The organism is Priestia sp. ST2, assembly GCF_055810735.1.
The window spans coordinates 373,757-393,491 of sequence record NZ_JBVVNT010000004.1; the positions used below are offsets into that span (position 1 = coordinate 373,757).

29 protein-coding genes are annotated in these 19,735 nt (G+C 39.5%); 11 read left to right on the forward strand and 18 right to left on the reverse strand.

Going from position 1 to position 19,735, the window contains the following annotated elements:
• Nucleotides 1–121 precede the first annotated feature (121 nt).
• Both AC0KUU_RS19145 and AC0KUU_RS19150 read left to right on the forward strand, forming a co-directional pair.
• On the forward strand, nt 122–1,258 hold the full coding sequence (locus tag AC0KUU_RS19145; RefSeq protein ID WP_237074402.1) for a processed acidic surface protein: 1,137 nt from the start codon (nt 122–124) through the stop codon (nt 1,256–1,258).
• A gap of 1 nt (nt 1,259) precedes the next feature.
• Nucleotides 1,260–1,976 carry a class D sortase gene (locus AC0KUU_RS19150; protein ID WP_322552239.1) on the forward strand — a complete coding sequence of 239 codons (717 nt, stop codon included), beginning with the start codon at nt 1,260–1,262 and terminating at the stop codon, nt 1,974–1,976.
• A 29-nt stretch (nt 1,977–2,005) separates the two neighbouring features.
• Here AC0KUU_RS19150 and AC0KUU_RS19155 read toward each other — a convergent pair whose 3' ends face one another.
• The gene (locus AC0KUU_RS19155; RefSeq protein ID WP_013057848.1) at nt 2,006–2,797 is read right to left on the reverse strand and encodes a sulfite exporter TauE/SafE family protein; all 792 of its coding nucleotides are present in this window, start codon (nt 2,795–2,797) and stop codon (nt 2,006–2,008) included.
• Between the two features lie 312 nt (nt 2,798–3,109).
• Between AC0KUU_RS19155 and AC0KUU_RS19160 the strand changes: the two genes are divergently transcribed.
• Nucleotides 3,110–3,679: a GNAT family N-acetyltransferase gene (locus AC0KUU_RS19160; protein WP_043981430.1), complete on the forward strand. Its 570-nt coding sequence runs from the start codon at nt 3,110–3,112 to the stop codon at nt 3,677–3,679.
• Between the two features lie 127 nt (nt 3,680–3,806).
• On the opposite strand, the gene AC0KUU_RS19165 is transcribed toward AC0KUU_RS19160, so the two are convergent.
• Both AC0KUU_RS19165 and AC0KUU_RS19170 read right to left on the reverse strand, forming a co-directional pair.
• Nucleotides 3,807–3,944: a hypothetical protein gene (locus AC0KUU_RS19165; RefSeq protein WP_193377160.1), complete on the reverse strand. Its 138-nt coding sequence runs from the start codon at nt 3,942–3,944 to the stop codon at nt 3,807–3,809.
• A 131-nt stretch (nt 3,945–4,075) separates the two neighbouring features.
• Nucleotides 4,076–4,900, reverse strand: coding sequence for a 5'-nucleotidase, lipoprotein e(P4) family (locus AC0KUU_RS19170; RefSeq protein WP_043981429.1), 825 nt, complete (start codon nt 4,898–4,900; stop codon nt 4,076–4,078).
• Between the two features lie 416 nt (nt 4,901–5,316).
• On the opposite strand from AC0KUU_RS19170, the gene AC0KUU_RS19175 reads away from it, so the two are divergent.
• Nucleotides 5,317–5,949, forward strand: a complete 633-nt coding sequence (locus AC0KUU_RS19175; RefSeq protein ID WP_013083915.1) for a YitT family protein — start codon at nt 5,317–5,319, stop codon at nt 5,947–5,949.
• A gap of 39 nt (nt 5,950–5,988) precedes the next feature.
• Here the strand turns inward: AC0KUU_RS19175 and AC0KUU_RS19180 are convergent, their stop codons facing one another.
• The gene (locus AC0KUU_RS19180; protein WP_028409240.1) at nt 5,989–6,987 is read right to left on the reverse strand and encodes an NADP-dependent oxidoreductase; all 999 of its coding nucleotides are present in this window, start codon (nt 6,985–6,987) and stop codon (nt 5,989–5,991) included.
• 128 nt (nt 6,988–7,115) lie between these two features.
• Between AC0KUU_RS19180 and AC0KUU_RS19185 the strand changes: the two genes are divergently transcribed.
• Together AC0KUU_RS19185 and AC0KUU_RS19190 are read left to right on the forward strand one after the other, a co-directional pair.
• Nucleotides 7,116–7,343: a hypothetical protein gene (locus AC0KUU_RS19185; protein ID WP_016764806.1), complete on the forward strand. Its 228-nt coding sequence runs from the start codon at nt 7,116–7,118 to the stop codon at nt 7,341–7,343.
• A 242-nt stretch (nt 7,344–7,585) separates the two neighbouring features.
• A complete protein-coding gene (locus AC0KUU_RS19190; protein WP_043981427.1) occupies nt 7,586–8,044 on the forward strand; it encodes a GyrI-like domain-containing protein in 459 nt (152 codons plus the stop codon).
• A gap of 28 nt (nt 8,045–8,072) precedes the next feature.
• Here the strand turns inward: AC0KUU_RS19190 and AC0KUU_RS19195 are convergent, their stop codons facing one another.
• Nucleotides 8,073–8,546 carry a hypothetical protein gene (locus tag AC0KUU_RS19195; protein ID WP_097825272.1) on the reverse strand — a complete coding sequence of 158 codons (474 nt, stop codon included), beginning with the start codon at nt 8,544–8,546 and terminating at the stop codon, nt 8,073–8,075.
• A 98-nt stretch (nt 8,547–8,644) separates the two neighbouring features.
• The gene (locus AC0KUU_RS19200) at nt 8,645–8,770 is read right to left on the reverse strand and encodes a hypothetical protein (RefSeq protein ID WP_272911084.1); all 126 of its coding nucleotides are present in this window, start codon (nt 8,768–8,770) and stop codon (nt 8,645–8,647) included.
• A 301-nt stretch (nt 8,771–9,071) separates the two neighbouring features.
• On the opposite strand from AC0KUU_RS19200, the gene AC0KUU_RS19205 reads away from it, so the two are divergent.
• Complete coding sequence (locus AC0KUU_RS19205) at nt 9,072–9,956, forward strand: YitT family protein (RefSeq protein WP_074895024.1); 885 nt, start codon at nt 9,072–9,074, stop codon at nt 9,954–9,956.
• A 38-nt stretch (nt 9,957–9,994) separates the two neighbouring features.
• Here the strand turns inward: AC0KUU_RS19205 and AC0KUU_RS19210 are convergent, their stop codons facing one another.
• From AC0KUU_RS19210 to AC0KUU_RS19250, 9 genes are all read right to left on the reverse strand, one after another.
• Nucleotides 9,995–10,753: a cytochrome c oxidase assembly protein gene (locus tag AC0KUU_RS19210; RefSeq protein ID WP_322552240.1), complete on the reverse strand. Its 759-nt coding sequence runs from the start codon at nt 10,751–10,753 to the stop codon at nt 9,995–9,997.
• On the reverse strand, nt 10,746–11,228 hold the full coding sequence (locus AC0KUU_RS19215) for a DUF2243 domain-containing protein (protein ID WP_043981423.1): 483 nt from the start codon (nt 11,226–11,228) through the stop codon (nt 10,746–10,748). The genes AC0KUU_RS19210 and AC0KUU_RS19215 overlap by 8 nt, the downstream gene beginning before the upstream one ends.
• Nucleotides 11,229–12,043: 815 nt before the next feature.
• On the reverse strand, nt 12,044–12,454 hold the full coding sequence (locus AC0KUU_RS19220; protein WP_043981422.1) for a disulfide oxidoreductase: 411 nt from the start codon (nt 12,452–12,454) through the stop codon (nt 12,044–12,046).
• Nucleotides 12,454–13,161, reverse strand: coding sequence for a DsbA family protein (locus tag AC0KUU_RS19225; protein WP_165574945.1), 708 nt, complete (start codon nt 13,159–13,161; stop codon nt 12,454–12,456). The genes AC0KUU_RS19220 and AC0KUU_RS19225 overlap by 1 nt, the downstream gene beginning before the upstream one ends.
• Before the next feature lie 36 nt (nt 13,162–13,197).
• Nucleotides 13,198–14,049, reverse strand: coding sequence for a M56 family metallopeptidase (locus AC0KUU_RS19230; protein WP_013083927.1), 852 nt, complete (start codon nt 14,047–14,049; stop codon nt 13,198–13,200).
• A gap of 3 nt (nt 14,050–14,052) precedes the next feature.
• Nucleotides 14,053–14,466 carry a BlaI/MecI/CopY family transcriptional regulator gene (locus tag AC0KUU_RS19235; RefSeq protein WP_013057865.1) on the reverse strand — a complete coding sequence of 138 codons (414 nt, stop codon included), beginning with the start codon at nt 14,464–14,466 and terminating at the stop codon, nt 14,053–14,055.
• An 84-nt stretch (nt 14,467–14,550) separates the two neighbouring features.
• Nucleotides 14,551–14,688 carry a YvrJ family protein gene (locus AC0KUU_RS19240; protein ID WP_013083928.1) on the reverse strand — a complete coding sequence of 46 codons (138 nt, stop codon included), beginning with the start codon at nt 14,686–14,688 and terminating at the stop codon, nt 14,551–14,553.
• A 55-nt stretch (nt 14,689–14,743) separates the two neighbouring features.
• Nucleotides 14,744–14,956 carry a DUF2922 domain-containing protein gene (locus AC0KUU_RS19245; protein ID WP_034650620.1) on the reverse strand — a complete coding sequence of 71 codons (213 nt, stop codon included), beginning with the start codon at nt 14,954–14,956 and terminating at the stop codon, nt 14,744–14,746.
• Nucleotides 14,957–14,971: 15 nt separating this feature from the next.
• On the reverse strand, nt 14,972–15,190 hold the full coding sequence (locus AC0KUU_RS19250) for a DUF1659 domain-containing protein (protein WP_013057868.1): 219 nt from the start codon (nt 15,188–15,190) through the stop codon (nt 14,972–14,974).
• A 118-nt stretch (nt 15,191–15,308) separates the two neighbouring features.
• Between AC0KUU_RS19250 and AC0KUU_RS19255 the strand changes: the two genes are divergently transcribed.
• On the forward strand, nt 15,309–15,752 hold the full coding sequence (locus AC0KUU_RS19255) for a hypothetical protein (RefSeq protein ID WP_322552241.1): 444 nt from the start codon (nt 15,309–15,311) through the stop codon (nt 15,750–15,752).
• 39 nt (nt 15,753–15,791) lie between these two features.
• Here AC0KUU_RS19255 and AC0KUU_RS19260 read toward each other — a convergent pair whose 3' ends face one another.
• Both AC0KUU_RS19260 and AC0KUU_RS19265 read right to left on the reverse strand, forming a co-directional pair.
• Entirely contained in the window at nt 15,792–15,938 is a 147-nt protein-coding gene (locus tag AC0KUU_RS19260) for a hypothetical protein (protein ID WP_322552242.1), read from the reverse strand.
• 157 nt (nt 15,939–16,095) lie between these two features.
• Nucleotides 16,096–17,418 carry an AlbA family DNA-binding domain-containing protein gene (locus AC0KUU_RS19265; protein WP_043981417.1) on the reverse strand — a complete coding sequence of 441 codons (1,323 nt, stop codon included), beginning with the start codon at nt 17,416–17,418 and terminating at the stop codon, nt 16,096–16,098.
• A gap of 148 nt (nt 17,419–17,566) precedes the next feature.
• On the opposite strand from AC0KUU_RS19265, the gene AC0KUU_RS19270 reads away from it, so the two are divergent.
• The gene (locus AC0KUU_RS19270) at nt 17,567–18,121 is read left to right on the forward strand and encodes an HAD-IIIA family hydrolase (RefSeq protein ID WP_043981416.1); all 555 of its coding nucleotides are present in this window, start codon (nt 17,567–17,569) and stop codon (nt 18,119–18,121) included.
• Here AC0KUU_RS19270 and AC0KUU_RS19275 read toward each other — a convergent pair.
• The gene (locus AC0KUU_RS19275; RefSeq protein ID WP_043981415.1) at nt 18,072–18,647 is read right to left on the reverse strand and encodes a poly-gamma-glutamate hydrolase family protein; all 576 of its coding nucleotides are present in this window, start codon (nt 18,645–18,647) and stop codon (nt 18,072–18,074) included. The two genes, AC0KUU_RS19270 and AC0KUU_RS19275, sit on opposite strands and share 50 nt — an antisense overlap.
• Before the next feature lie 228 nt (nt 18,648–18,875).
• Between AC0KUU_RS19275 and AC0KUU_RS19280 the strand changes: the two genes are divergently transcribed.
• Entirely contained in the window at nt 18,876–19,409 is a 534-nt protein-coding gene (locus tag AC0KUU_RS19280; protein ID WP_322552243.1) for a TetR/AcrR family transcriptional regulator, read from the forward strand.
• Complete coding sequence (locus tag AC0KUU_RS19285; RefSeq protein WP_013057875.1) at nt 19,406–19,732, forward strand: DMT family transporter; 327 nt, start codon at nt 19,406–19,408, stop codon at nt 19,730–19,732. Before AC0KUU_RS19280 ends, AC0KUU_RS19285 begins: the two co-directional genes overlap by 4 nt.
• The last annotated feature ends 3 nt before the right edge of the window (nt 19,733–19,735 follow it).

Consider the following 19,735-nt stretch of genomic DNA (forward strand, 5'->3'; position numbering starts at 1 on the left):
TAGTTCTATAAATCCCTTAAATTACCACTATATTCAAGGTATATATAATATAAGTATATATTGTAAATTTATAACTCTTCCTATATAATCTTGTAGAAAACGTAAAAAAAGGAGAAAATTGATGAAAAAACTGGGGGCAATACTATTATCATTTCTGCTGTTTGTTGGCTTATTTCCAACGTCTTCATTCGCAGCAGCGTCAACATTTGACGCAGATTTCAACAAGTATTTAAAATCGCTAAGCCAAACGCGAGGCTTTGAAGTAACCAAAGACGACGTTGAATATTCGCTTTCACTGTACGATGAAAGTCTTGAAAACTTCGATACAATCGCAGATTTAGAAGATTTTTTAGGTGAACCAATTGCAGCTGACTTACATAACGTGCAAGATGTGTATGCAGATTTTGACTTAGACAAAACAAGCTTAAATGCGCTATTAAAAGAGAACGGTCAAAGCTTAGACGACTATGTGTACCTAGATGATTTATACGAGGATGTTGGCTTCTATCTAGAGGGCGACGACTGGTATGAAGATGATGAGTCATATGACGAAGAAGACGCTTCTTACGATGATGAATTATTAAGCGAAGAAGATTTAAGCGGCTTACTATCGTTTATGCAGTCTGAATTAGGCTTAACTTCAGAAGAATTAAATCGAATTGAAGCACATTTTACATCGTTAGAAGATGAGCTTTCAAACGAAGCAACGCTTAACCGCTTAGATCAATTAGGCGAGCGCTTAGCGGCATTCGAAGATTTTGATACAGCAACAGAATTATCTGCTGATCAAATCGCTGAATTAATGTCTATTTATAAAGAAATGCTATCAATCTTCCATTTAGACGCTAAGTTTTCACTTGTACAAGGCGGAAATGAAAGACCGCTTTCTCTTACTGATTTAATCAACTTAGAAGAATTAAAAAATGCAAGTCTAAAAATTTCTCTTTATACAACAGACGGTAAATTTTTAGCAGACATGGTGATCACAGGCGATATGTTTAATTCTGATATCATCACAGACACAGGAAAAGAAGTGGAAAAATCTGCTGAGGCTGTAGCAAAACCAGCTCAAGCGCAAAAACCAGCAGTAGAAAAGAAACAAGAACCTGTAAAGAAACAAACGAATGGCGCTGTACAAAAAACCGTTAAAGGCGGAAAACTTCCGGAAACGGCTTCTAATTATGTAACAAATACATTAATTGGATTAGTGCTTGTAGCCGCTGGCTTTGTTCTTTTCCGCAAAGTGAGACGCGCATAAAATGGAACCAAGAAAAACAAGAAGAACAATCAATCGCAAAAAGCGGTTGATTGTTCTTTCCCTTTTAGCCGCCGTCATTTGCTTTGGTCTTTGGTTTACGACCACAAACGCCTATAAATTTGCAAGAGGCTATTTGGCATTTAAAACAATGGATACAGAAGAACCAGCCGCAGCTAAAAGCAAGGACGCTTCAACAGCGGACTCTTCTGCTGAAGCTTCTGCTGTTGAAGCTAAAAAAACGGTACACTCTCGTACTGCTAGCCCGGAAAAAAAGCCGAAAGTGTCAAATGTGTCTTACCCAAAGCAGCCAAAAATCGGTGATTTAATGGGAGAATTATATATTCCTAAATTAAACGCTAAGCTGCCGATTTATCACGGTACGAACGAAGATGAATTAGAAAAAGGCGTGGGTCATTTTGCGGGAAGCGTGCTGCCTGGTCAAAACGACAATTCTGTTCTATCAGGACATCGCGATACGGTCTTTCGTAAGCTTGGCGACGTGGGTGAAGGCGATTCGCTCGTGGTGGACACGGCAGCAGGCACCTTCACATACAAAGTGAACAAAGTACGAATCGTTGATGCGGATGACCGGACTGTTATTGTACCAAAGCCTAGAGCCACTTTAACCGTCAGCACCTGTTATCCGTTTAATTACGTTGGTTCAGCACCTGAACGCTATATTTTAGTCGCTCACCTTGTGTCATCAACACCAAAATAAAAAAGCTGTCCTTAAAAAGGCAGCTTTTTTTAATGAATAGATTTCATTAGTAAATCAAACCATATTTTCAGCGAAGTCGCCGTAATAACGATCGCTAAGATAACTTGCAGCGACGCTACCTTCGTCTTTTGCCCAACAAAAGCTCCGATTGGAGCTGCTAGTAAGCTTGCTCCAATAATCATAAGCGCCGGAAGCAAAAGGACTTGATGCGTCATTACTTTACCGAATGTTGTTCCCATAGACGAAATAAACGTCACGGCTAATGAGCTTGCAATCGTTACGCGCACAGGAATTTTTAACACGGTAATCATAATAGGAACAAGTAAAAATGCGCCTCCTGCTCCGACAATCCCCCCGCAAATTCCAACTAAAAACGCCAGAGCTGCTGCCAAAGGTTTTGAAAACGTCACTTCGAATGAATCGGCCGCTGGATTATTTTTTTTGGGCATAAACATTAATCCTGCAGCAATTGTTGCCATCACGCCGTAAATGAAATTGATCATTCCTTCTGAAAACGAGTTTGATAGCGTTGAACCAATGAGACTGCCAACTAAGACGCTGATACCCATATATAAAATTAACGGTTTATTCAAATAGCCGCCCTTTTTGTAAGCAAGAGCTCCTGAAACAGACGCAAACAGCGACTGTACGGCTCCTATACCAGCTACTTCGTGCGCGCTGAACATTCCCACTCCTACAAGAGGCGGAACAAATAGCAGCAGCGGGTACAAAACAACTGATCCTCCAATTCCAAGCATACCTGCTAAAAATGACCCGAAAAACCCGAGTGCAAATACCGTTATTAATAGTTGTACATCCATGTTTTTACCACCTGCTTTTATCAATCCAATATCATGTTTGTTATAAAGTATGTATACTTACAACGCCTTATCGCTTCTTCCATTGTATCACTGTATATGCTTCTTTTCTGTAAAAATATTGATAAAAGTGCTTTCAATTATTAATTTTTTTAATCATTAAAACCCTATCGACTTTATGCGTTATTTACTTTTAGCCTAAACTTCCTCGCTCTCCTCTTTGTTACTTGTGGTAGAATAAAGAAAAACTAGATGTTAGAACTGCCTACACGCTACGCTTATCTCAGCAGGCCCATCATCACAGGAGGCTTTCGTATGTTTGAATACAAAATTGATGACGAAGTTAGTTTGCATTTGATTGAATCAACTGACGCTTTCCCCTTGCTTTCTCTTATTAACGAGTCAAGACCTTACCTAAAAGAATGGCTCCCATGGGTAGATAGCATGCAAAGTATTGCTGACTACGATGAACTCATCCCTGAATGGAGAGCTCAATATTATAATAACCAAGGATTCCAGGCCATCATTCGGTACTACGGAGAAATCGCCGGGATGATTGGTTTTCACGGAATTAATTGGGGAAACAAAAGTACAAGTCTTGGCTATTGGATTGGACATGATTTTCAAGGAAAAGGTATTATGACAAGAGCCGTACACGGATGCCTGAATTATGCATTTAATACGTTAAACCTTCATCGAGTCGAAATACGCTGCGGCGTTAATAACGAAAAAAGTAAAGCCATCCCTGCGCGTCTAGGTTTTACAGAAGAAGGCATTTGCAGAGAAGGTGAATACCTATATGATCACTACCATGACCTTGTGATTTATGGCATGTTAAAACACGAGTGGAAGCAAGTTCCTTATGCTCCTTGGCTTCTTTCTTAAAAAGCAGGATCATTTGGACAAGCTATCGTTTGAACTGACTATATTGGAAAAATTAAAAAGAGGTTGAAGACATAACGAAATGAATCCAGCCTAAAGACGAACAAATGAGATACATGAACTGAACCGCTTATGACACCGCAGTTGATTTCCGTGCAAGGCTTCGCTTTCCGCGGGCGGCCGCTGAGCCTCCTCGTCGCTTGCGCTTCTGCGGGGTCTCACCTGTTCCGCTTTTCCCGCAGGAGTCTTCACCTTGCCCTCCAATCACCTGCTAGAAGGAACAAACAAGACAGATGAAACTATATTCACCATAACAAAAAAAACGAACAATTGATCACGTGCTGATCAATTGTTCGTTTTTCACTTGGGTTAAAAACCTTTTTTCCCAGCCTCTCTTTTTTAGTTGAAATACTGAAGCTGTTCGCGGCGAAGCTTATCTTTTTGTTTGTCCGAAATTGAGTAGTCGTAGTTATAAATAGCTCCTTCCCAATCTCCATACATTGGATTTGGAAATACGATTAGCTTTTGGCCAAACGTTTCTTTTTGCTCTTCTACAAGCTTATTTCGATCAGTAATGGACTTTTTATCAAAGCCGCTAAAATCAGATAAGTTATCACCAAACAGCAGGACTACATTATGATTCGTCGCTACTTTTTGACGGCGCGTTTCTTTTCCTTCATCTTTTGGACCCGTTAATAGCACATGGTCTTTGGTTGCTTGAGGAATATGTAAATTCTTTAGGTTTTTAATTGTTGCCTCAAGCTGAGAAGTTGTACGGCCCGAAATATAGTAAATATCTACGCCTTTTTGATCCGCATACGTCAAGAAATCAACAGCACCTGGTACTGCTTTCGCTTTTGCTGCTTGCACCCACTCATCCCATTTATAAGGAAATCCTTTTCCGGTTTTGATTGCTGAAGCTTGAAATGGGCTATTATCAAGCACGGTCTCATCTAAATCCAAAATAATGGCAGGCTTTTTATCGGTACTTTTTGCAAGCCCCTCATCTAAACGAAGCTTTCCAGTATTATAGCCTTGGTAATACAAAGCTTTCATTTCGCCGGATGTTTGGTACCAAGCATCGGCCATGATTTGCTGATCAGCTAGGTGTTGAGCGGGTTCTTTTTTCTCAGCAGACACTTCTTTTTCCTGCTGAGGGGCACATGCCGTCAGTGAAAAAGCAAGTACAGCCACCCCTGTCAACGCTGATAATTTCTTATTCATTTCGCATCCACTTCCATCTCTACATATTTTTATGCTAATAATGTTATATATTACCTCAATTAAACAAAAAATCAATAAAAATCCGAATTATATCTTTATTTTAGTTAAAAATGTTCGTTTTAACTAATGTTTTCTCCCTTTTTTTAACCATTATCCAAATATTTGTTTATACATTTTCCAAAATCCGTTTTTCTCATTCTTTCTTTTTAATCTTTTTTTAGAAACATATTGATTTATCGCTCATTCGCTTCAAAAAAACTTAATAAATCTGAATTATCTAACTTTTAATCTTGTGTTAGATTCTCTCACAAAAGTGCTTTTTTTTGAAAAGATATATAGTAAAATAGATTTTGTGAATTAAAAGACGGTGTTTTCTATCGAAAGTATTGTATAAATATACAAAAGGGGATGGAGATATGAATCACGTAAAACAATGGGGATGGATTACCTTTGGCTGTTTGTGCGTTGCCATCGGAATTCAATTTTTAACCGCTTCTAACCTCGTTATTGGCGGAACAGCAGGACTTGGAATCGTCCTGCAGCATTTAACCGGTATTTCATTTGGGGTATTGTTCTTTATCATCAATTTACCATTTTATTTTATGGCTCTTACGCAAATTGGGCTGCAATTTACGATAAAAAGCTTCATCAGCGTTAGCCTGATGTCAGTGATGTCTGATTTATTAGCTGCCAACTTTTCGTTTGCGCTTCCGCATCCGCTTGTAGCTGCGATTGTGGGCGGCATTATTGTCGGCATTGGACTGATCTTTTTGTTTCGCCACGGCTCTTCTCTTGGCGGAATCAACATGCTATGCGTGTTTCTTGATAAACGCTTTGGCATTAATCCAGGTAAAACAATGCTTTTGACAGATGTATTGATTGTAGGCTCTGCAACTGTGGTATTCGGCGTAGTTCAAGTTCTTTATTCGTTAATCGGTATCTTCATCATGACAGGACTGCTTGGACGCTATCACAAACGCTCGCCAATCGAACGAACTGGTGAACATATGGAAGAAGAAGCAAAACAACAAACGGCTTCAACTATGTAAAAAAACCGTGCGGGAATAATCCCACACGGTTTTTTACGCTTATTCTGCTACTTTTACAAGCTGTTTTCCTAAGTTTGCTCCTTCAAATAAACCAAGGAACGCTTCAGGTACATTTTCAAAACCTTCTACAACGTTTTCGCTGTACTTGATTTTTCCTTGCTGCACCCATTCCCCTAACTGCTTAATGCCTTCAGGGAATTTGTCTGCATAGTCGGCTACGATAAAGCCTTTCATTAACGCACTGTTAATTAATAGAGGTGTTTGAACACGCGGTCCAACATCTTGTTTTTCTAAGTTATACAGTGAAATTTGGCCGCAAAGCGGAATGCGCGCAAATTTATTTAATAAGCTAACAACTGCATCTGAAATCTCTCCACCGACGTTTTCAAAGTAAACATCAACGCCATTAGGACACGCTTCTTTCAACGCTTCTTTTACATTTCCTTTTTTATAATTAATCACTTCATCAAATCCGAGCTCATCTTTTAAATAAGCAATTTTATCTTCAGAACCTGCGATGCCGACAACACGTGCGCCTTTAATTTTAGCGATTTGACCAACAACAGATCCAACAGCACCTGCTGCACCGGAAACGACTACTGTTTCGCCTTCTTTTGGCTGACCGATTTCAAGCAGTCCAAAGTAAGCTGTGAGACCAGGCATACCAAGAACGCCGATAGCCGTTGTAATTGGCGCTAGCTCTGGATCAACTTTCTGTAAGTTTTTTGCTTCTGCAGCTGAATAGCGTTTCCAAGGAAGCATACCCGTCACGATATCGCCTTCTTTAAAACGATCTGATTTTGATTCCGTTACGCGTGCTACAATGCCGCCTGCAAGCGGTGCGTTTAGCTCAAATGGAGGAACATATGATTTTGTATCGTTCATGCGTCCTCTCATATACGGATCAACAGAAAGGTACAGTGTTTGAACAAGTACCTCGCCTTCTTTCGCTGTAGGCATTTCAATTTTTTCGTATTTAAACGTATCTTTTGTTGGCATTCCCTTTGGGCGTTCTGCTAATAAAATTTGTTCATTCATCGATATCGCTCCTTTTTATTTCTCTGTTTTTTGTGAAATGTGCTAAACTTACCTTTGTTATTTTAAATTATATATTGTGCACAACGCAAAAAATATGATTGTGCAATAACACCGAAGGAGAAAAAGACATGGAGCTAATTCGCTGTAAAGAAGATGTTGTTAAAAAACTAAACGAGTTTGTTGAAGTAACTCCCCCCGTTATTTTGTTTAAAAAAGGCAATATGTATCCGATTAAAATGGATATCAACTACAACTGGATTGCCACAGACGAACAAGGTCATGAGCATATTGTCGCTTCAAACACAAAGAATGTGCAGGACGACTACTGGTTTAGCTACCATTTTGACTTATATTAAGGAGTTTCCCGGATTTACTCTTCGTAAACGTTATATAAATAAAGTGTTGCATTAATAAAAACAGCGTGCGAATTCCGGCGCTGTTTTTATGTAATAATTAGAGTATCTCAAGCACGTGTTTGAAGCTTTGATCATGTTCCATTTTCTGCATCGATATCTACTTAAGATTATGTTACAATCACGGTAAAGTAATTTATGATTGATAGAATAAAAGCTAGAGCTTGAAAAATTCGAGGTGGATTATGCAAGGTAAAGTTGTATATAAAGAAGGATTTTCAGTGATAGGCATAGCAAAAAACGGAGAGTATCAAAAAGAGAATCTTTTGAAGCAAATACTTAAAGAAAAAGAAATGATTAGCTCTTCAAAAGAACCTCATATGGTTACAGGCATTTGCATGGCTCCGAAAAAAGAAAATTATTTTTATATTGCAGGGACAGAAGTGGCTGATACGGCTTTTATTCCAAACGGTATGAGCGTTCATACGTTTCCTTCGTTTACATACCTGCAGTTTAAACACATAGGTCCCATTACATCGCTCGGGTCGACGTACAACAGCATCTGGAATGAATGGCTGCCGAACTCTCCTTACAGCATGATTGAAGGTCCTGCTCTTGAAATTGTAAATACAGCTATACACAGCAATTTATATAGTGATACATATGAAATGGATATTTATATTCCCATAAAGCTGGGACAATAAAAAAGGTGAACTTACGTTCACCTTTTTCCTATTTTTGCAGCTGTTTATATAAATGATAAAGAGTAAAAACGCACTCTGGATGACGCTCTTTATGGTTAAAAAATCCGTGAGGAAACATGAGTGAAAGATTCCCTTTTTCAATTCCGGTCACATACTTGTTTTCCATAAGCGGATATTCTTTCACAACCCAGTGCGCTTCATCAATAGTAGACGTAACCACTTCACCAAAGTATACGCCCATACACTCTTCGAATTCTTCTTTTGTCATCGAAAAATAGTCAAAGCAGTTGCTGTCTTCTAGATCATAGTAAAGAAGCTCTAATATTTTCAAACTTTCATCTGTAAAATCAACGATGAACTCATCTACCGCTTTGCTTATTTCATGAATGTGATTCATGCACTGTTCGCGCACTTGATGATAGTAATAGCTAGCTTCAAACTGATGTTCACACGTCACTAACGATTCTCCGTATGATGCTGTTAGATCATGATGCTTGCTCATGCTGACACCTCCACGCTATGCTTATGGAGCAAGTATAACATTAACCAAGCAGCTATTGATCATCTTCCATTAACAACCTATCCGTGGCAATATTAGGTTCACTTTTTGTTCATTATGCTACCGTACACAAATCCTCCGCTAACAAGAAGAATACCGCTAATTAATACGCTGCTTAAAAAGATTTGCGAATGCATCAAGTGATTATACATCATCCACACGCTCATTTCGTCATCTCCTTTTGGCTTTTTTAACTAGTATCCCCGATTTTCTTGGCGCACATGCCGGCATTTTCACTGTTTTTTCATCAATTTTCTATATAGTTAAAGCCGTAAAGCCAACTATCTTTTTTCATCGTTTTACTCCTTAAAAAGCCTGCTTATGACTCTGAAGCAGGCTTTTTTTGCATGGTGAAACAAGTGATTAAGCCGTCTATCCCCACTAATTGTGCATAGTAAGGTATAATTAAAGATAGTTTCACTTTTCTAAAGTGAGAAATACATATGAGGCATCAAAGGAGACATGCAAATGACAGAACTCGAAAAAGCGAAAATTCAGCACCGAAAGCTGTCCAAGGGACAGGTATTTGGAAGGGCCATCGCCATTGCGATCGGTGCGCTGCTCATGGCCACAGGACTTGAAATTTTCCTCGTTCCGAACCACGTTGTCGACGGAGGAATTACCGGTATTTCCATCATGCTTTCGCACCTTACTGGCGTAAATCTAGGAATCTTTCTTTTTGTACTAAATCTTCCGTTTGTATTTATTGGGTACAAGCAAATGGGGAAAACATTTGCCCTTTCCACTATTTTTGGCATACTGGTTGTATCCATCTTAACTTCTATGTTTCATGAAGTCCCCGCGTTTACCGCAGACGTTCTTCTTGCTACCGTTTTTGGAGGGATTATTCTCGGAATTGGAATTGGACTCGTAATTCGCTACGGCGGAGCGCTTGACGGTACGGAGATACTTGCCATTTTAATCAGTAAAAAAATTCCGTTTTCCGTGGGAGAAATTGTGATGTTTTTCAACTTCTTCATTTTAGGAGCAGCGGGATTTGTGTTCACGTGGGACCGCGCCATGTATTCCATCCTTGCGTACATCATTGCAGCTAAAGCCATTGATACGGTTGTAGAAGGATTGGAAGAATCAAAATCTGCTTGGATTATTAGCGAATATTCCGACGAAATTGGCGATGCGATTAATGCGCGTCTAGGTCGAGGCGTTACCTATTTGCACGGTGAAGGTGCTTATACGGGCGATGATAAAAAAGTGATTTTCTGCATCATCACGCGCCTTGAAGAATCAAAGCTAAAAACCATTGTTGAAGATTTTGATCCTACTGCCTTTTTAGCCGTTGCAGATATTACCGAAGTCCGCGGCGGACGCTTTAAAAAACGAAACATTCACTAAAAAAACGCGCAGAAAGCACCATGCTTTCTGCGCGTTTTTTATGTAAGAGATACTTTTTGAACCTGCTTAAACCATTCATAACAAAGAAGCACAATTAAACATAAGTCGATTAAATCGCCTCCGTAATACATCAGCATAGCCCCTTGCTGCGCCCCTTCCGCCGATACGTGCATAGGCGGGTGAGCGTACACATATTTTGATAAAATACCGTGAGCAGCAAGAGCAAGAACCAATACGGATGCCCGGTGCGTAAAAGTTTTTTGATGCGGCGAAGGATCGATTGAAATCATCGATACGGTGAATAAATAGCCGGCTAAAAACACGTGAATATGTACAGCGACATGCACGAAAAAAGAGTGATGCATCATGCCATACAGACTTGTTGTATAAAGAATCCAAAGTCCTCCTACGTTAAGAACAGAAGCTGTCACCGGACTGCTGATGAACCGAACAAACCGTCCTTTTAAAAGTTTTGACACTTTTCTGGCTGCATGAACCGGAAGCGTGCGAAGCAGCAGCGTAAGAGGTGCTCCTAACGCCATTAAAAGCGGAGCTAGCATACCTAAAAGCAAATGCCCCGTCATATGCGCAGTAAAGTCCATATGAGCACGGGCTGCGAGCGGTCCGGCTACAGAAGATATGGCGCATAAAATACCAAGTGTCCAGCTGGACGTCCTATATAATGACCATTTTCTATACGTTGCATTCGAAGAAGCTACAGCCCACATGTATAAAAAAAAGGTAGCGACAAAAGGCAGGGCTAATAAAAGCTGAGACAATACTTCATATTTAATCATGATGTGCACCTTGTTTACGTGTAAACCATGTTAAAATGATGCCAATAAGCAGCATCAAACATGCAAGTACATTCCACGTAATGTCGTAAGGTGCAATCTTCACTCCGTACCGGATTTGATGAAGTCCCATAAGCTTATGCTGCACGGTCCCGTCATAAAGCTGAAACGCCCCGGCTCCAAGCAATACTCCTCCTATCCACCTTTTCACCCACCAGCCGCCTCGGCGCCTTAGATCTGCCACCATAAAAAGTGATGCAATTGTAGCGAACCAGCTGAATGCATGAAACAAACCGTCCGACACTAAACCAGCGGCCGTTGTGGATTTATCATAAAAATGATGCCAATGAAGCAGCTGATGAAACACTGCTTCATCAATAAAAGCAACTAACCCTACGCCAAACAAAAAGCCTGACCAGCTATTTCGAGTGCGATGAACCACGCGCTGATTTGCAGTTGCTTCGTGTTTCTTTTCCATATATATACCTCCCTGGCAGCTCTTTAAGTTTATATCGATTCTAATGAACGTATACCCTATTAAAGAGAAATGAATCTATAATATGGAAAAATAGGAGCTATATCCTAATATCGTTTTCACTATCTTTTCACCATAAAGGTATAGGATAGTACTTGCGAAGCCAATTAGCATATTTTTTTCATAGTTTTACTCCTTTTGAAGATCTGCTTCCCCAGAGCAGGTCTTTTTTTATATTCCGCTTCTCTTTTCATCATTTTTTCACCATAAAGGTATAGGATAGTACTTGCGAAGCCAATTAGCATATTTTTTCATAGTTTTACTCCCTTTCTAAAGACCTGTTTCCCCAAAGCAGGTCTTTTTTATATCCCGTTTCTCTTTTCACCATTTTTTCACCATAAAGGTATAGGATAGTACTTGCGAAGCCAATTAGCATATTTTTTTCATAGTTTTACTCCTTTGTGAAGACCTGCTTCCCCAGAGCAGGTCTTTTTTTATTTTTTCTAAAAGCTTCCATCTTTTCACCGTTTTTTCACTTTTCTTTTGTATACTAAGTTTGTCAAAGCAATTTCATCATTTTTCATAAATGACCCCTATTTATTCCCCGCTTTTTGTGAGCGGGGCTTTTTTTGTAAGAAAAGCATATTTTCACCTTTTTTTTAAAAAAGCTTTTCTCTTTTCACCGTTTTTTCACTTTTCTTTTATATACTGTTCTTGTCAAAACAATTTCATCATTTTTCATAGATGTACCCTATTTGCACCCGCTTCTTGGAAGCGGGACTTTTTTTGTTTCCATACAAAAAAGCTTAACCCGGAGGTTAAGCTTTTTTCGCCTGCTTGCGAAGAACAAGCATCATAATTGTAATGACAGTAAACGCAATAAACGCTAAAAAAGGAATGGTGATAAATCCAAGCCAGTTAATATATTGACCTGAGCAAGGAACACCGCTTGTACACGTTTCAAATGCTTTAAGAGCCGGTATCTTCTGCAGGCAATAATGATAGCCTGAAAGCGCCATACCAATCACTGAAAACGGCAGGACGTATTTGTAGATGAACGTATCATTCCGATACACGGCTACACCTAGCACAATCGCGAGCGGATACATTAAAATTCGCTGATACCAGCAAAGTTCACACGGAATAAAGTGAAGAACTTCACTAAACGTCAAGCTTCCAAGCATCGCGATAAGCGCTGTAATCCACCCGAAGACCAAAGACTTGTTCATTATTTGTTCTCCTTAGCCGCATCTTTGACCATTTGATCAAAGTCATTGATTGTTTTTCCTTCGAATTTTTTGCCGCCTACATAAATGGTTGGTGTACCTGTGATGCCTAAGTTATTGGCTGTCTTCATATCTTGATCAAACGCATCTTTTCCTTTTCCATCTTTAAAAGCACTCGCTACTTTTTTCGCATCGGCATCGCTAGATACTTCTTTCAGCGTATCTTCTAAGTAAGATTCCGTTAAGACATCTTTCTTTTCATCCGCTGCGTTTTGCTTTTTATAAAGAAGTTCATGGAATTTCCAAAATGTATCGTTCCCAAGCTCTTTATATACCGTCTCGGCAAACTCTGCTGCACGAGATGAGTCATTGTTGATAAACGCATAGTTCATAAAGTAGAATTTGACTTTGCCTGTATCTACATAATCTTTTTGAATCAGCGGGAAAAAGGATTCCGTGAAGTTTTTACAAGCCGGACATTTGTAATCTCCAAACTCTACCACTTCTACCGGAGCTGACTCTTTTCCAAGATACGGCTGATTATCATATGTAAGAGCGGCCTTTTCATCTCCTCCGCCCTTTGACATATTAGAAAGGACGATTAACCCTAAAATACAGACCGCAATAATTCCAATCACCCAAAAAATCCACTTGCTCGAGGACGTTTGCTGATTGGGCGTTACTTTTTTCTTTTTCTTTGCTTTTGACACAATCTCATCTCCTTCTTTTCTTTCTCTCTTACAAACTTACAAAGCTGTTAGAGCGGTAAAAATTAGCGCACACAAAATAAAAAACACGTATAGCGACGTCAGCGTTAAAATAACAGGAGGCTGCATCGGCATTTTCGTTTCCGGATTTAAAATATATTGAATGCGATAATTAACCGACGTATCAGCAAACGATACGTGCGCACACGAAAGACTTGTCTGTCCCGTTTTAACCATTTTTAAAAGGGCGCTACCGATGTGAGCAGACGTGCCATTTTTCACAATGGCATCTTGATCAGCCAGCACTTCACGCATGACTTTGAAACGTTTATGGCTCCATTTAATAAACGGAATATACCATAATGCAGAAGCAAGCGTGCTTAGTAAAAATGTTTTGAGCGGATCTTTATTTGCAACATGTGACTGCTCGTGGTAAATAACAGCTTCTAGTTCATTTTCATCAAGCACCGAGAGCAACCCTGTAGACAGAACGATGTGCGGTGTAAACAATCCCATTGTTAATGCAATGGGCTGATCTGTTGTTAAAACTGTTAAATTCTTTCCGTACGCTTTTTGCAGGTGAGCCGTTGTTGTTTCATTTCGCAGCTTCGTAATCATTTTACGGACTTTCCGCATTTGAATCACTTGCTTTACAGCTTTAATGAACAGTACAAACATCGTATGAAAAATAACCGCATTCAGCATGTATTCAATAAAAAACAAGCCGAAAAAGTGGGCTACTTTGTTACAAAGTAAAATTAAGTTAAACGATAAATTCCATCCAAACAGCAAATGCAGCACATACATGCCCATTTGCATAAGCAACGTCACGGCAATAAAAAAGCACAGGTTAAAAATAAGCTTAGAACGCTTTAGTATTCCTTGATTCATTGATTATTCATCCTTTTTTAACTGTTTGACTTTTGATTCGAGCATGCTTAACAGTGAATCATCAACTTCTTCTAACGCATCAAGCATATGAGTAACAGCAAGCGAGCCAAATTCGTCGATCAATTCGTGCGTTAACTCTTTCGACTGAGCGTCGATAAATTCCTCTTTAGAGAGAATCGGCTGATACATCGACGTACGTCCTTTTAAACGCTTTTGCAACACGCCTTTTTCCACCAATCGATTCATAACGGTCATAACGGTGTTGAAGTTCACTGCTTTTTCTTTCTCAAGCACGTGCTGCACATCTTTAATGGACATTTCACTTCCGTTCCATAAAGCCGTCATAATTTTTGCTTCAAGCGGGCCAAAAAAGCGATTAAGGCCGGTTTCGTTAAATTTGAATTTTTCAATTTTCATATTCGACACCTCACACTACCAATTGTAGTGTGAGGTGTCAAATCCGTCAACTTTTCCATGACAACTGCCTTACAATTGTCATAATCACTTTTTTACTTCATCGGTTAAATGCTGAATGGATAGCACAACTGTATCGAGCTTGGCTTCAATTCGGTGAAGTAAATAAAGCGTCACCACAACGGGAAAACCAACGTCTGAGATAAGCGTAAACCACTCTGTCATCTTCCTCTCTCCTTTTAAAAAAGCCCTTCGCACCGAAGTGGAAGGACTTTCATTTTTAAATCGTAAATTCGGTTACATTTCGCTCGACGATTTGAGCGCCTTTTCTGGAAACGAGTGCTCCGCCGCTTGAAGTAAAGACATCGCTTGCGATCAGCGCGTTCATTGCTGCTGTAATGGCTGCCGCGTCTAACGTATCTTTAGGTGATTCAATCGATAGGCTTACTGCTTTTTGTGACTCATTCAAAAACTGCATCGTTAAAGTTTTCATACTCTACCTCTTTTCTTATTTTAAAAGTGAAAACGTGACAACTTCGTTGATTTCAACAAGCGGCAGTGACTGCAGGCTGGCAATGGTTTCACTTGCTGTAATGAGTGCATCTGCAGAACTTCCAGGCTGAATGTTCATATAGGATTTTGTCTTTAAATCGGGTTTTCCATCCTCTTTTATTCCTTGTTCTAATACTAAGCGAAGCTGGCTTGAATGCTGAATTTTTTCTGCCATCTTTTATTCCCCCTTTCACTTTATATATAGAAATGGAAATAGGAAAGAGGGATGATGGAAACATAAAAATTTTTGGTTTATAATGGGAGATAGTCTGAGTTAGAAAGAGGCTTTGGTAATGAGAAAGTGGAGCTTTTTATTTTTTGTTCTAGCATTCATGCACCCAGCTTCAGCACTTGCTGACGACGGTGCAGATGAAAAAAAGCTTGGTCCGTTTTACTACACGGTTTCTCATGATTATAGTCGAGAAAAATGGGATGTAGGGGTGTTAAATCAGCAAGACAAAACGAACATTCCTGAGACTGATTTGAACGATGAAACGCTAAAATTGTTTCAGCGTACGGTTGATGATTTAGCAGACCTCGCGATTCGATTTGCTGCTATGAGCGTACTGCTTGTATGTTCACTCGCTGTTTTTACGTACTTTCGCATTCAAAGAAAACGCCCTTTTCTCCGCTTGTTTTTTGTTTTTTCAAGCGTTGGCTTTCTATTTTGCGTCTATACATCATTGGAGTTATTTAAAAAAACTGAACAAGCAAAATCTTTATTTTACTTACTATGACTTGAAACCCCAAAAAAACCAGCCGATCGGCTGGTTTTTTCATACATTTCTTACGGTTATGTACTTCTGTTCATACGTCATTTCTTCCGTTTGCTTTTGCTGCTCCAAATGGTAATAAGCAGCGCATACTCCTCCTAACCCAGCCAGTGCTAGGACAATTAGAAGTATGGATGTCGCTTTTTTCATTGCCTTTTCTCCCCTTATGTTTAACCCTACCTAGCAACGGCATCCGTAAAAAAGAGTCCCCTTTCTCTTCTTTACTTGCTCATTACTTACGAAAGATATTATCATACTTTTTTTCACTTTTGTCATTTTTTTAGTTATTGTCAAAAAATTGTATATTTTATCCTTGATTTAATGAGTGTTTAAGAAAGTCAATGGACTGGTTTTTTGAAAGGCCAAACGCTGTCACGATATAATCAACGTAGGCAAGAAGCTCCAGATTCCCTCCTAATTTTGTTGTTTTAAATGATCGATTAAATCGATATTGCTTTTTATCTGAAAAGACGAGCCCTTCTTCTTCTAGAAATGTTTGAAATTGCTCATGTGGAAAGTAAAGCACATCGTTTCGAACGTTCTCTAAGTCAATCACAATAATCATATCTTCCAGCTCTGCTTTTAATTCCATCATACAATCAATGTATCCGCCGATGCAGCTGATTAAAGATGTGAGAAAAAAGGGTCCGTTTATATATTGAAACTGCTCAAAAATCGTCTCATCGATGTAGCTTGAAATACTTGACTTTAATACGTCATGAATTGGTTTTGATTCTTCCATGTACGGAATAGGAATATGAAACTTAGCTGATCCGTTATAAAACTGCTCCCACGCAATTGTTTTATCATACGCATCAATCACATCTGTGCTTCGAAAAATGATGGATTCCGCTGAATAAGAGGCTTTAACAAACGGTGTATGCAGCATCACCGTACTCTCGTCGTCCAAACGATAGTATTTTGGCTCGCTAGACTTGCTTAAAATATATTGCTTTAACCGTTCTTCTTCCATTTGTTCAACTAAATGCAAATCATATAGTGGCAGCACGTACATATTACACATCCCGTAATGAATATAGCTTTTCCCGTGCATCGGCCATTTTCTGTTATAGATAGACAGTTCTTTTGTGCAAAATTCCTCTATTCGCTGCGTTTGATCCTCGGATTTTTGATAGAGTCGATCTAAATGATAGCGATCATCGATTTCCGTAACGGGAGATGTGCCGCTTCCAATTCTTCTGTAAATTTTCCCGTAAGACATGTACGGAGGGTTCGGGCCTTCGGGAATCCAAATAACAAAAACACCTTGCCCGGGGTGATCTTCAGGTGATAAAAAACGCGTAACGATACGAGGAATGGGATTGGTGACATCTTTAAGCATATTATTAATAAACAGCTCATATTCTTTGCGCTCGAGCAGGTTAATGGAATGGTCGTCTTCATCTACGCCAAAAATAAGCCACCCTCCTTTTTCATTGGCAAACGAAGCGATGATATTTGGGATTTTCCGTTTGACCGTTGAGCTTACTTCGCGCTTGAACTCAAGCTGATAGCCTTCTTCTAAATGTTTTTTCATCATGCGCTGCACATCTGAAAACTCAATTTCTCCAATTGTTTTTTTCTTTCCGTCTTCGCTTATAAATGGTGAATAAAACGATTCTTCGTTCACTTGTCTTCCCCTCCTCACCACTTCTATTTAACTTATCCATATGATGAGAAGTAAAAAGACAGTCATATTTCTTTGATTTTTTTCAAAAAACAAAGTTTTTACCAAATTAATCCTGTTTTATATTATGATAGAAAAAGAGGTGAAGAATATGATTGAAGCAATATTTTTAGACCGAGACGGAACGATTGGAGGCAGTAATGAAATACAATATCCAGGTGATTTTCAGCTGTTCCCCCAAGCAAAGCAAGCGATTATAGACATAAAGAAACAAAACATTCCGCTGTTTTCCTTTACGAATCAGCCCGATATTACAAAAGGAAAGGTAAAGAAATCACAGTTTATCTCTGAGCTTTTAGCTTTTGGATTTGATGCTGTTTACCTTTGTCCTCATGAAGATTCAGACAATTGTTCGTGCCGCAAACCAAGGCCGGGCATGCTGTTAAAAGCAGCCGAGGAGCACAGCTTAAATTTGGCTAATTGCATCGTGATTGGCGACCGGTGGAAAGACCTCGTAGCGGCCCATGCAGCAGGAGCACAATGTATTTTAGTGTTAACAGGAGCTGGGCACGACACGTTACATGTGCGGGAAAAATGGGCTGACGTACAAGCAGCCTTTATTGCAGCCAATATACAGGAAGCTGTTGAATTTATCTTTACATCACTGAGTTCACAGCCGATACTACCGCATTCACATACTCGTTAAACAGCTGATTGTTCTGTAATAATTGTTCATACTGCGGAGTGGTTATTTCAAGCTGCAGTCCTTTGTGGCGCTGATTGCCGTTTGCGATATTTCGAGGTGAAACGCCTTTTAAATGCACGGGCGTTTCACTGATCGGAAAACCTGAGAGTGCATGACGCACCGCTTTTTCTAACTTTTCGTCTCTTCCTCCGATATAAGTCGTGCAGACGTCGCTGTAGGCACCGTGAAGAGAAATCGTGACCTCTGATTTTTTAACGAGATGACGCGCCATTTCTTCATCGTAGTTTGCAGACGTAACATGCAATTCAAACGGATTTTCTGTTTTCAGCGTTTTAAATACGTACACCGTTGCGTTCAGCTTTTCTGCTATTTTTTCTGCTACTTCTTCTGTCCCAATTTCCATCGTTCCTCCGTGAATAGCAAGCACGACAATTTCTCTCCGGCGAACGACACATTCTATTTCGTAATCAATTCCCGCTCGTTCACACTGTGATAGTTCTTGAAAACTTTGATACACATCCCTCATCCGTTTCTTCACACCTTTCTTTTATCTTTCATATACCCAGGCTTTATTTTTTCTTTTTCTTCATATAGTAAAGGTATTAACCCTTTGTTTACTCGTTTATTTTTGTTTTTATACTTTATATTTTAGTGTGCACAAAAATTTTTTTTGAAATTCGAAATAAAAGTATTGCCAAACAAACCGTCCAGACGGTAAAGTATTCTAGGGAAAATCAAAAAGGAGGAAATTCGTGTGTCTACATTTGATGATATATTGCTTGCAGCTACGCAGGTTGTACAGCGTGACGGCGTTGGAAATTTGACGCTTGAAAAAGTAGCAAAAGAAGCCGGCGTCAGTAAAGGCGGTTTGTTGTATCACTTCTCTTCAAAAGATGAATTGATTAAGCAAATGCTGTATTCAGTCACAAAGAAATATGATGACCGACTAAACGTACAAGTTGAACATGACAATTCTCCTGGCAAATGGAGCCGGGCTTATCTCGCTGAGACGCTTCATGACCTTCAGCGTGAACAAGTGATGAGCGCGGGGTTACTTGCAGGTATTGCAACCAATCCTGAACTCCTGCAGCACTTTCAAAAGCAATACGAAAAGTGGCAGCAGCACATTGAACAAGACGACATTAATCCAGTCCTTGCTACCATTGTGCGCCTAGCAGCTGACGGATTATGGTTCAGTCAAATGTTTGGGCTCGCACCCGTGGATCCAGACATGCAAAAACAGATTCAACAACAACTTCGGAAATTAACAGAGGAGGGTTTTCGATGAAAGCCTATTTATTTTTAGCCATTGCTATTAGTTCAGAGTTATTCGGCACATCTATGTTAAAAGCATCAAACGGATTTACAAAATTTTGGCCTAGTCTTGGTGTTTTATTAGGGTTTGGTCTGGCTTTCTATGCGCTTTCCACATCGCTTCAGCACATTCCACTCAGCGTTGCGTATGCCATCTGGTCTGGTGTAGGAACTGCTGTGACAGCTGTGATTGGCGTAGTTATTTGGAAAGAAAGCGGCAGTCTCACGATGGTATTTGGCATCGTATTAATCATTGCAGGAGTCATTCTTTTAAATTTAAAATCAGTGGCTCACTAAAAA

Excerpts from the sequence above, each read along its gene's own strand:
- AC0KUU_RS19145 (WP_237074402.1), top strand. The coding sequence starts at position 122 with ATGAAAAAACTGGGGGCAATACTATTATCATTTCTGCTGTTTGTTGGC.
- AC0KUU_RS19150 (WP_322552239.1), top strand. The coding sequence starts at position 1,260 with ATGGAACCAAGAAAAACAAGAAGAACAATCAATCGCAAAAAGCGGTTG.
- AC0KUU_RS19155 (WP_013057848.1), bottom strand. The coding sequence starts at position 2,797 with ATGGATGTACAACTATTAATAACGGTATTTGCACTCGGGTTTTTCGGG.
- AC0KUU_RS19160 (WP_043981430.1), top strand. The coding sequence starts at position 3,110 with ATGTTTGAATACAAAATTGATGACGAAGTTAGTTTGCATTTGATTGAA.
- AC0KUU_RS19170 (WP_043981429.1), bottom strand. The coding sequence starts at position 4,900 with ATGAATAAGAAATTATCAGCGTTGACAGGGGTGGCTGTACTTGCTTTT.
- AC0KUU_RS19175 (WP_013083915.1), top strand. The coding sequence starts at position 5,317 with ATGAATCACGTAAAACAATGGGGATGGATTACCTTTGGCTGTTTGTGC.
- AC0KUU_RS19180 (WP_028409240.1), bottom strand. The coding sequence starts at position 6,987 with ATGAATGAACAAATTTTATTAGCAGAACGCCCAAAGGGAATGCCAACA.
- AC0KUU_RS19185 (WP_016764806.1), top strand. The coding sequence starts at position 7,116 with ATGGAGCTAATTCGCTGTAAAGAAGATGTTGTTAAAAAACTAAACGAG.
- AC0KUU_RS19190 (WP_043981427.1), top strand. The coding sequence starts at position 7,586 with ATGCAAGGTAAAGTTGTATATAAAGAAGGATTTTCAGTGATAGGCATA.
- AC0KUU_RS19195 (WP_097825272.1), bottom strand. The coding sequence starts at position 8,546 with ATGAGCAAGCATCATGATCTAACAGCATCATACGGAGAATCGTTAGTG.
- AC0KUU_RS19200 (WP_272911084.1), bottom strand. The coding sequence starts at position 8,770 with ATGAGCGTGTGGATGATGTATAATCACTTGATGCATTCGCAAATCTTT.
- AC0KUU_RS19205 (WP_074895024.1), top strand. The coding sequence starts at position 9,072 with ATGACAGAACTCGAAAAAGCGAAAATTCAGCACCGAAAGCTGTCCAAG.
- AC0KUU_RS19210 (WP_322552240.1), bottom strand. The coding sequence starts at position 10,753 with ATGATTAAATATGAAGTATTGTCTCAGCTTTTATTAGCCCTGCCTTTT.
- AC0KUU_RS19215 (WP_043981423.1), bottom strand. The coding sequence starts at position 11,228 with ATGGAAAAGAAACACGAAGCAACTGCAAATCAGCGCGTGGTTCATCGC.
- AC0KUU_RS19220 (WP_043981422.1), bottom strand. The coding sequence starts at position 12,454 with ATGAACAAGTCTTTGGTCTTCGGGTGGATTACAGCGCTTATCGCGATG.
- AC0KUU_RS19230 (WP_013083927.1), bottom strand. The coding sequence starts at position 14,049 with ATGAATCAAGGAATACTAAAGCGTTCTAAGCTTATTTTTAACCTGTGC.
- AC0KUU_RS19235 (WP_013057865.1), bottom strand. The coding sequence starts at position 14,466 with ATGAAAATTGAAAAATTCAAATTTAACGAAACCGGCCTTAATCGCTTT.
- AC0KUU_RS19240 (WP_013083928.1), bottom strand. The coding sequence starts at position 14,688 with ATGACAGAGTGGTTTACGCTTATCTCAGACGTTGGTTTTCCCGTTGTG.
- AC0KUU_RS19245 (WP_034650620.1), bottom strand. The coding sequence starts at position 14,956 with ATGAAAACTTTAACGATGCAGTTTTTGAATGAGTCACAAAAAGCAGTA.
- AC0KUU_RS19250 (WP_013057868.1), bottom strand. The coding sequence starts at position 15,190 with ATGGCAGAAAAAATTCAGCATTCAAGCCAGCTTCGCTTAGTATTAGAA.
- AC0KUU_RS19255 (WP_322552241.1), top strand. The coding sequence starts at position 15,309 with ATGAGAAAGTGGAGCTTTTTATTTTTTGTTCTAGCATTCATGCACCCA.
- AC0KUU_RS19260 (WP_322552242.1), bottom strand. The coding sequence starts at position 15,938 with ATGAAAAAAGCGACATCCATACTTCTAATTGTCCTAGCACTGGCTGGG.
- AC0KUU_RS19270 (WP_043981416.1), top strand. The coding sequence starts at position 17,567 with ATGATTGAAGCAATATTTTTAGACCGAGACGGAACGATTGGAGGCAGT.
- AC0KUU_RS19275 (WP_043981415.1), bottom strand. The coding sequence starts at position 18,647 with ATGAGGGATGTGTATCAAAGTTTTCAAGAACTATCACAGTGTGAACGA.
- AC0KUU_RS19285 (WP_013057875.1), top strand. The coding sequence starts at position 19,406 with ATGAAAGCCTATTTATTTTTAGCCATTGCTATTAGTTCAGAGTTATTC.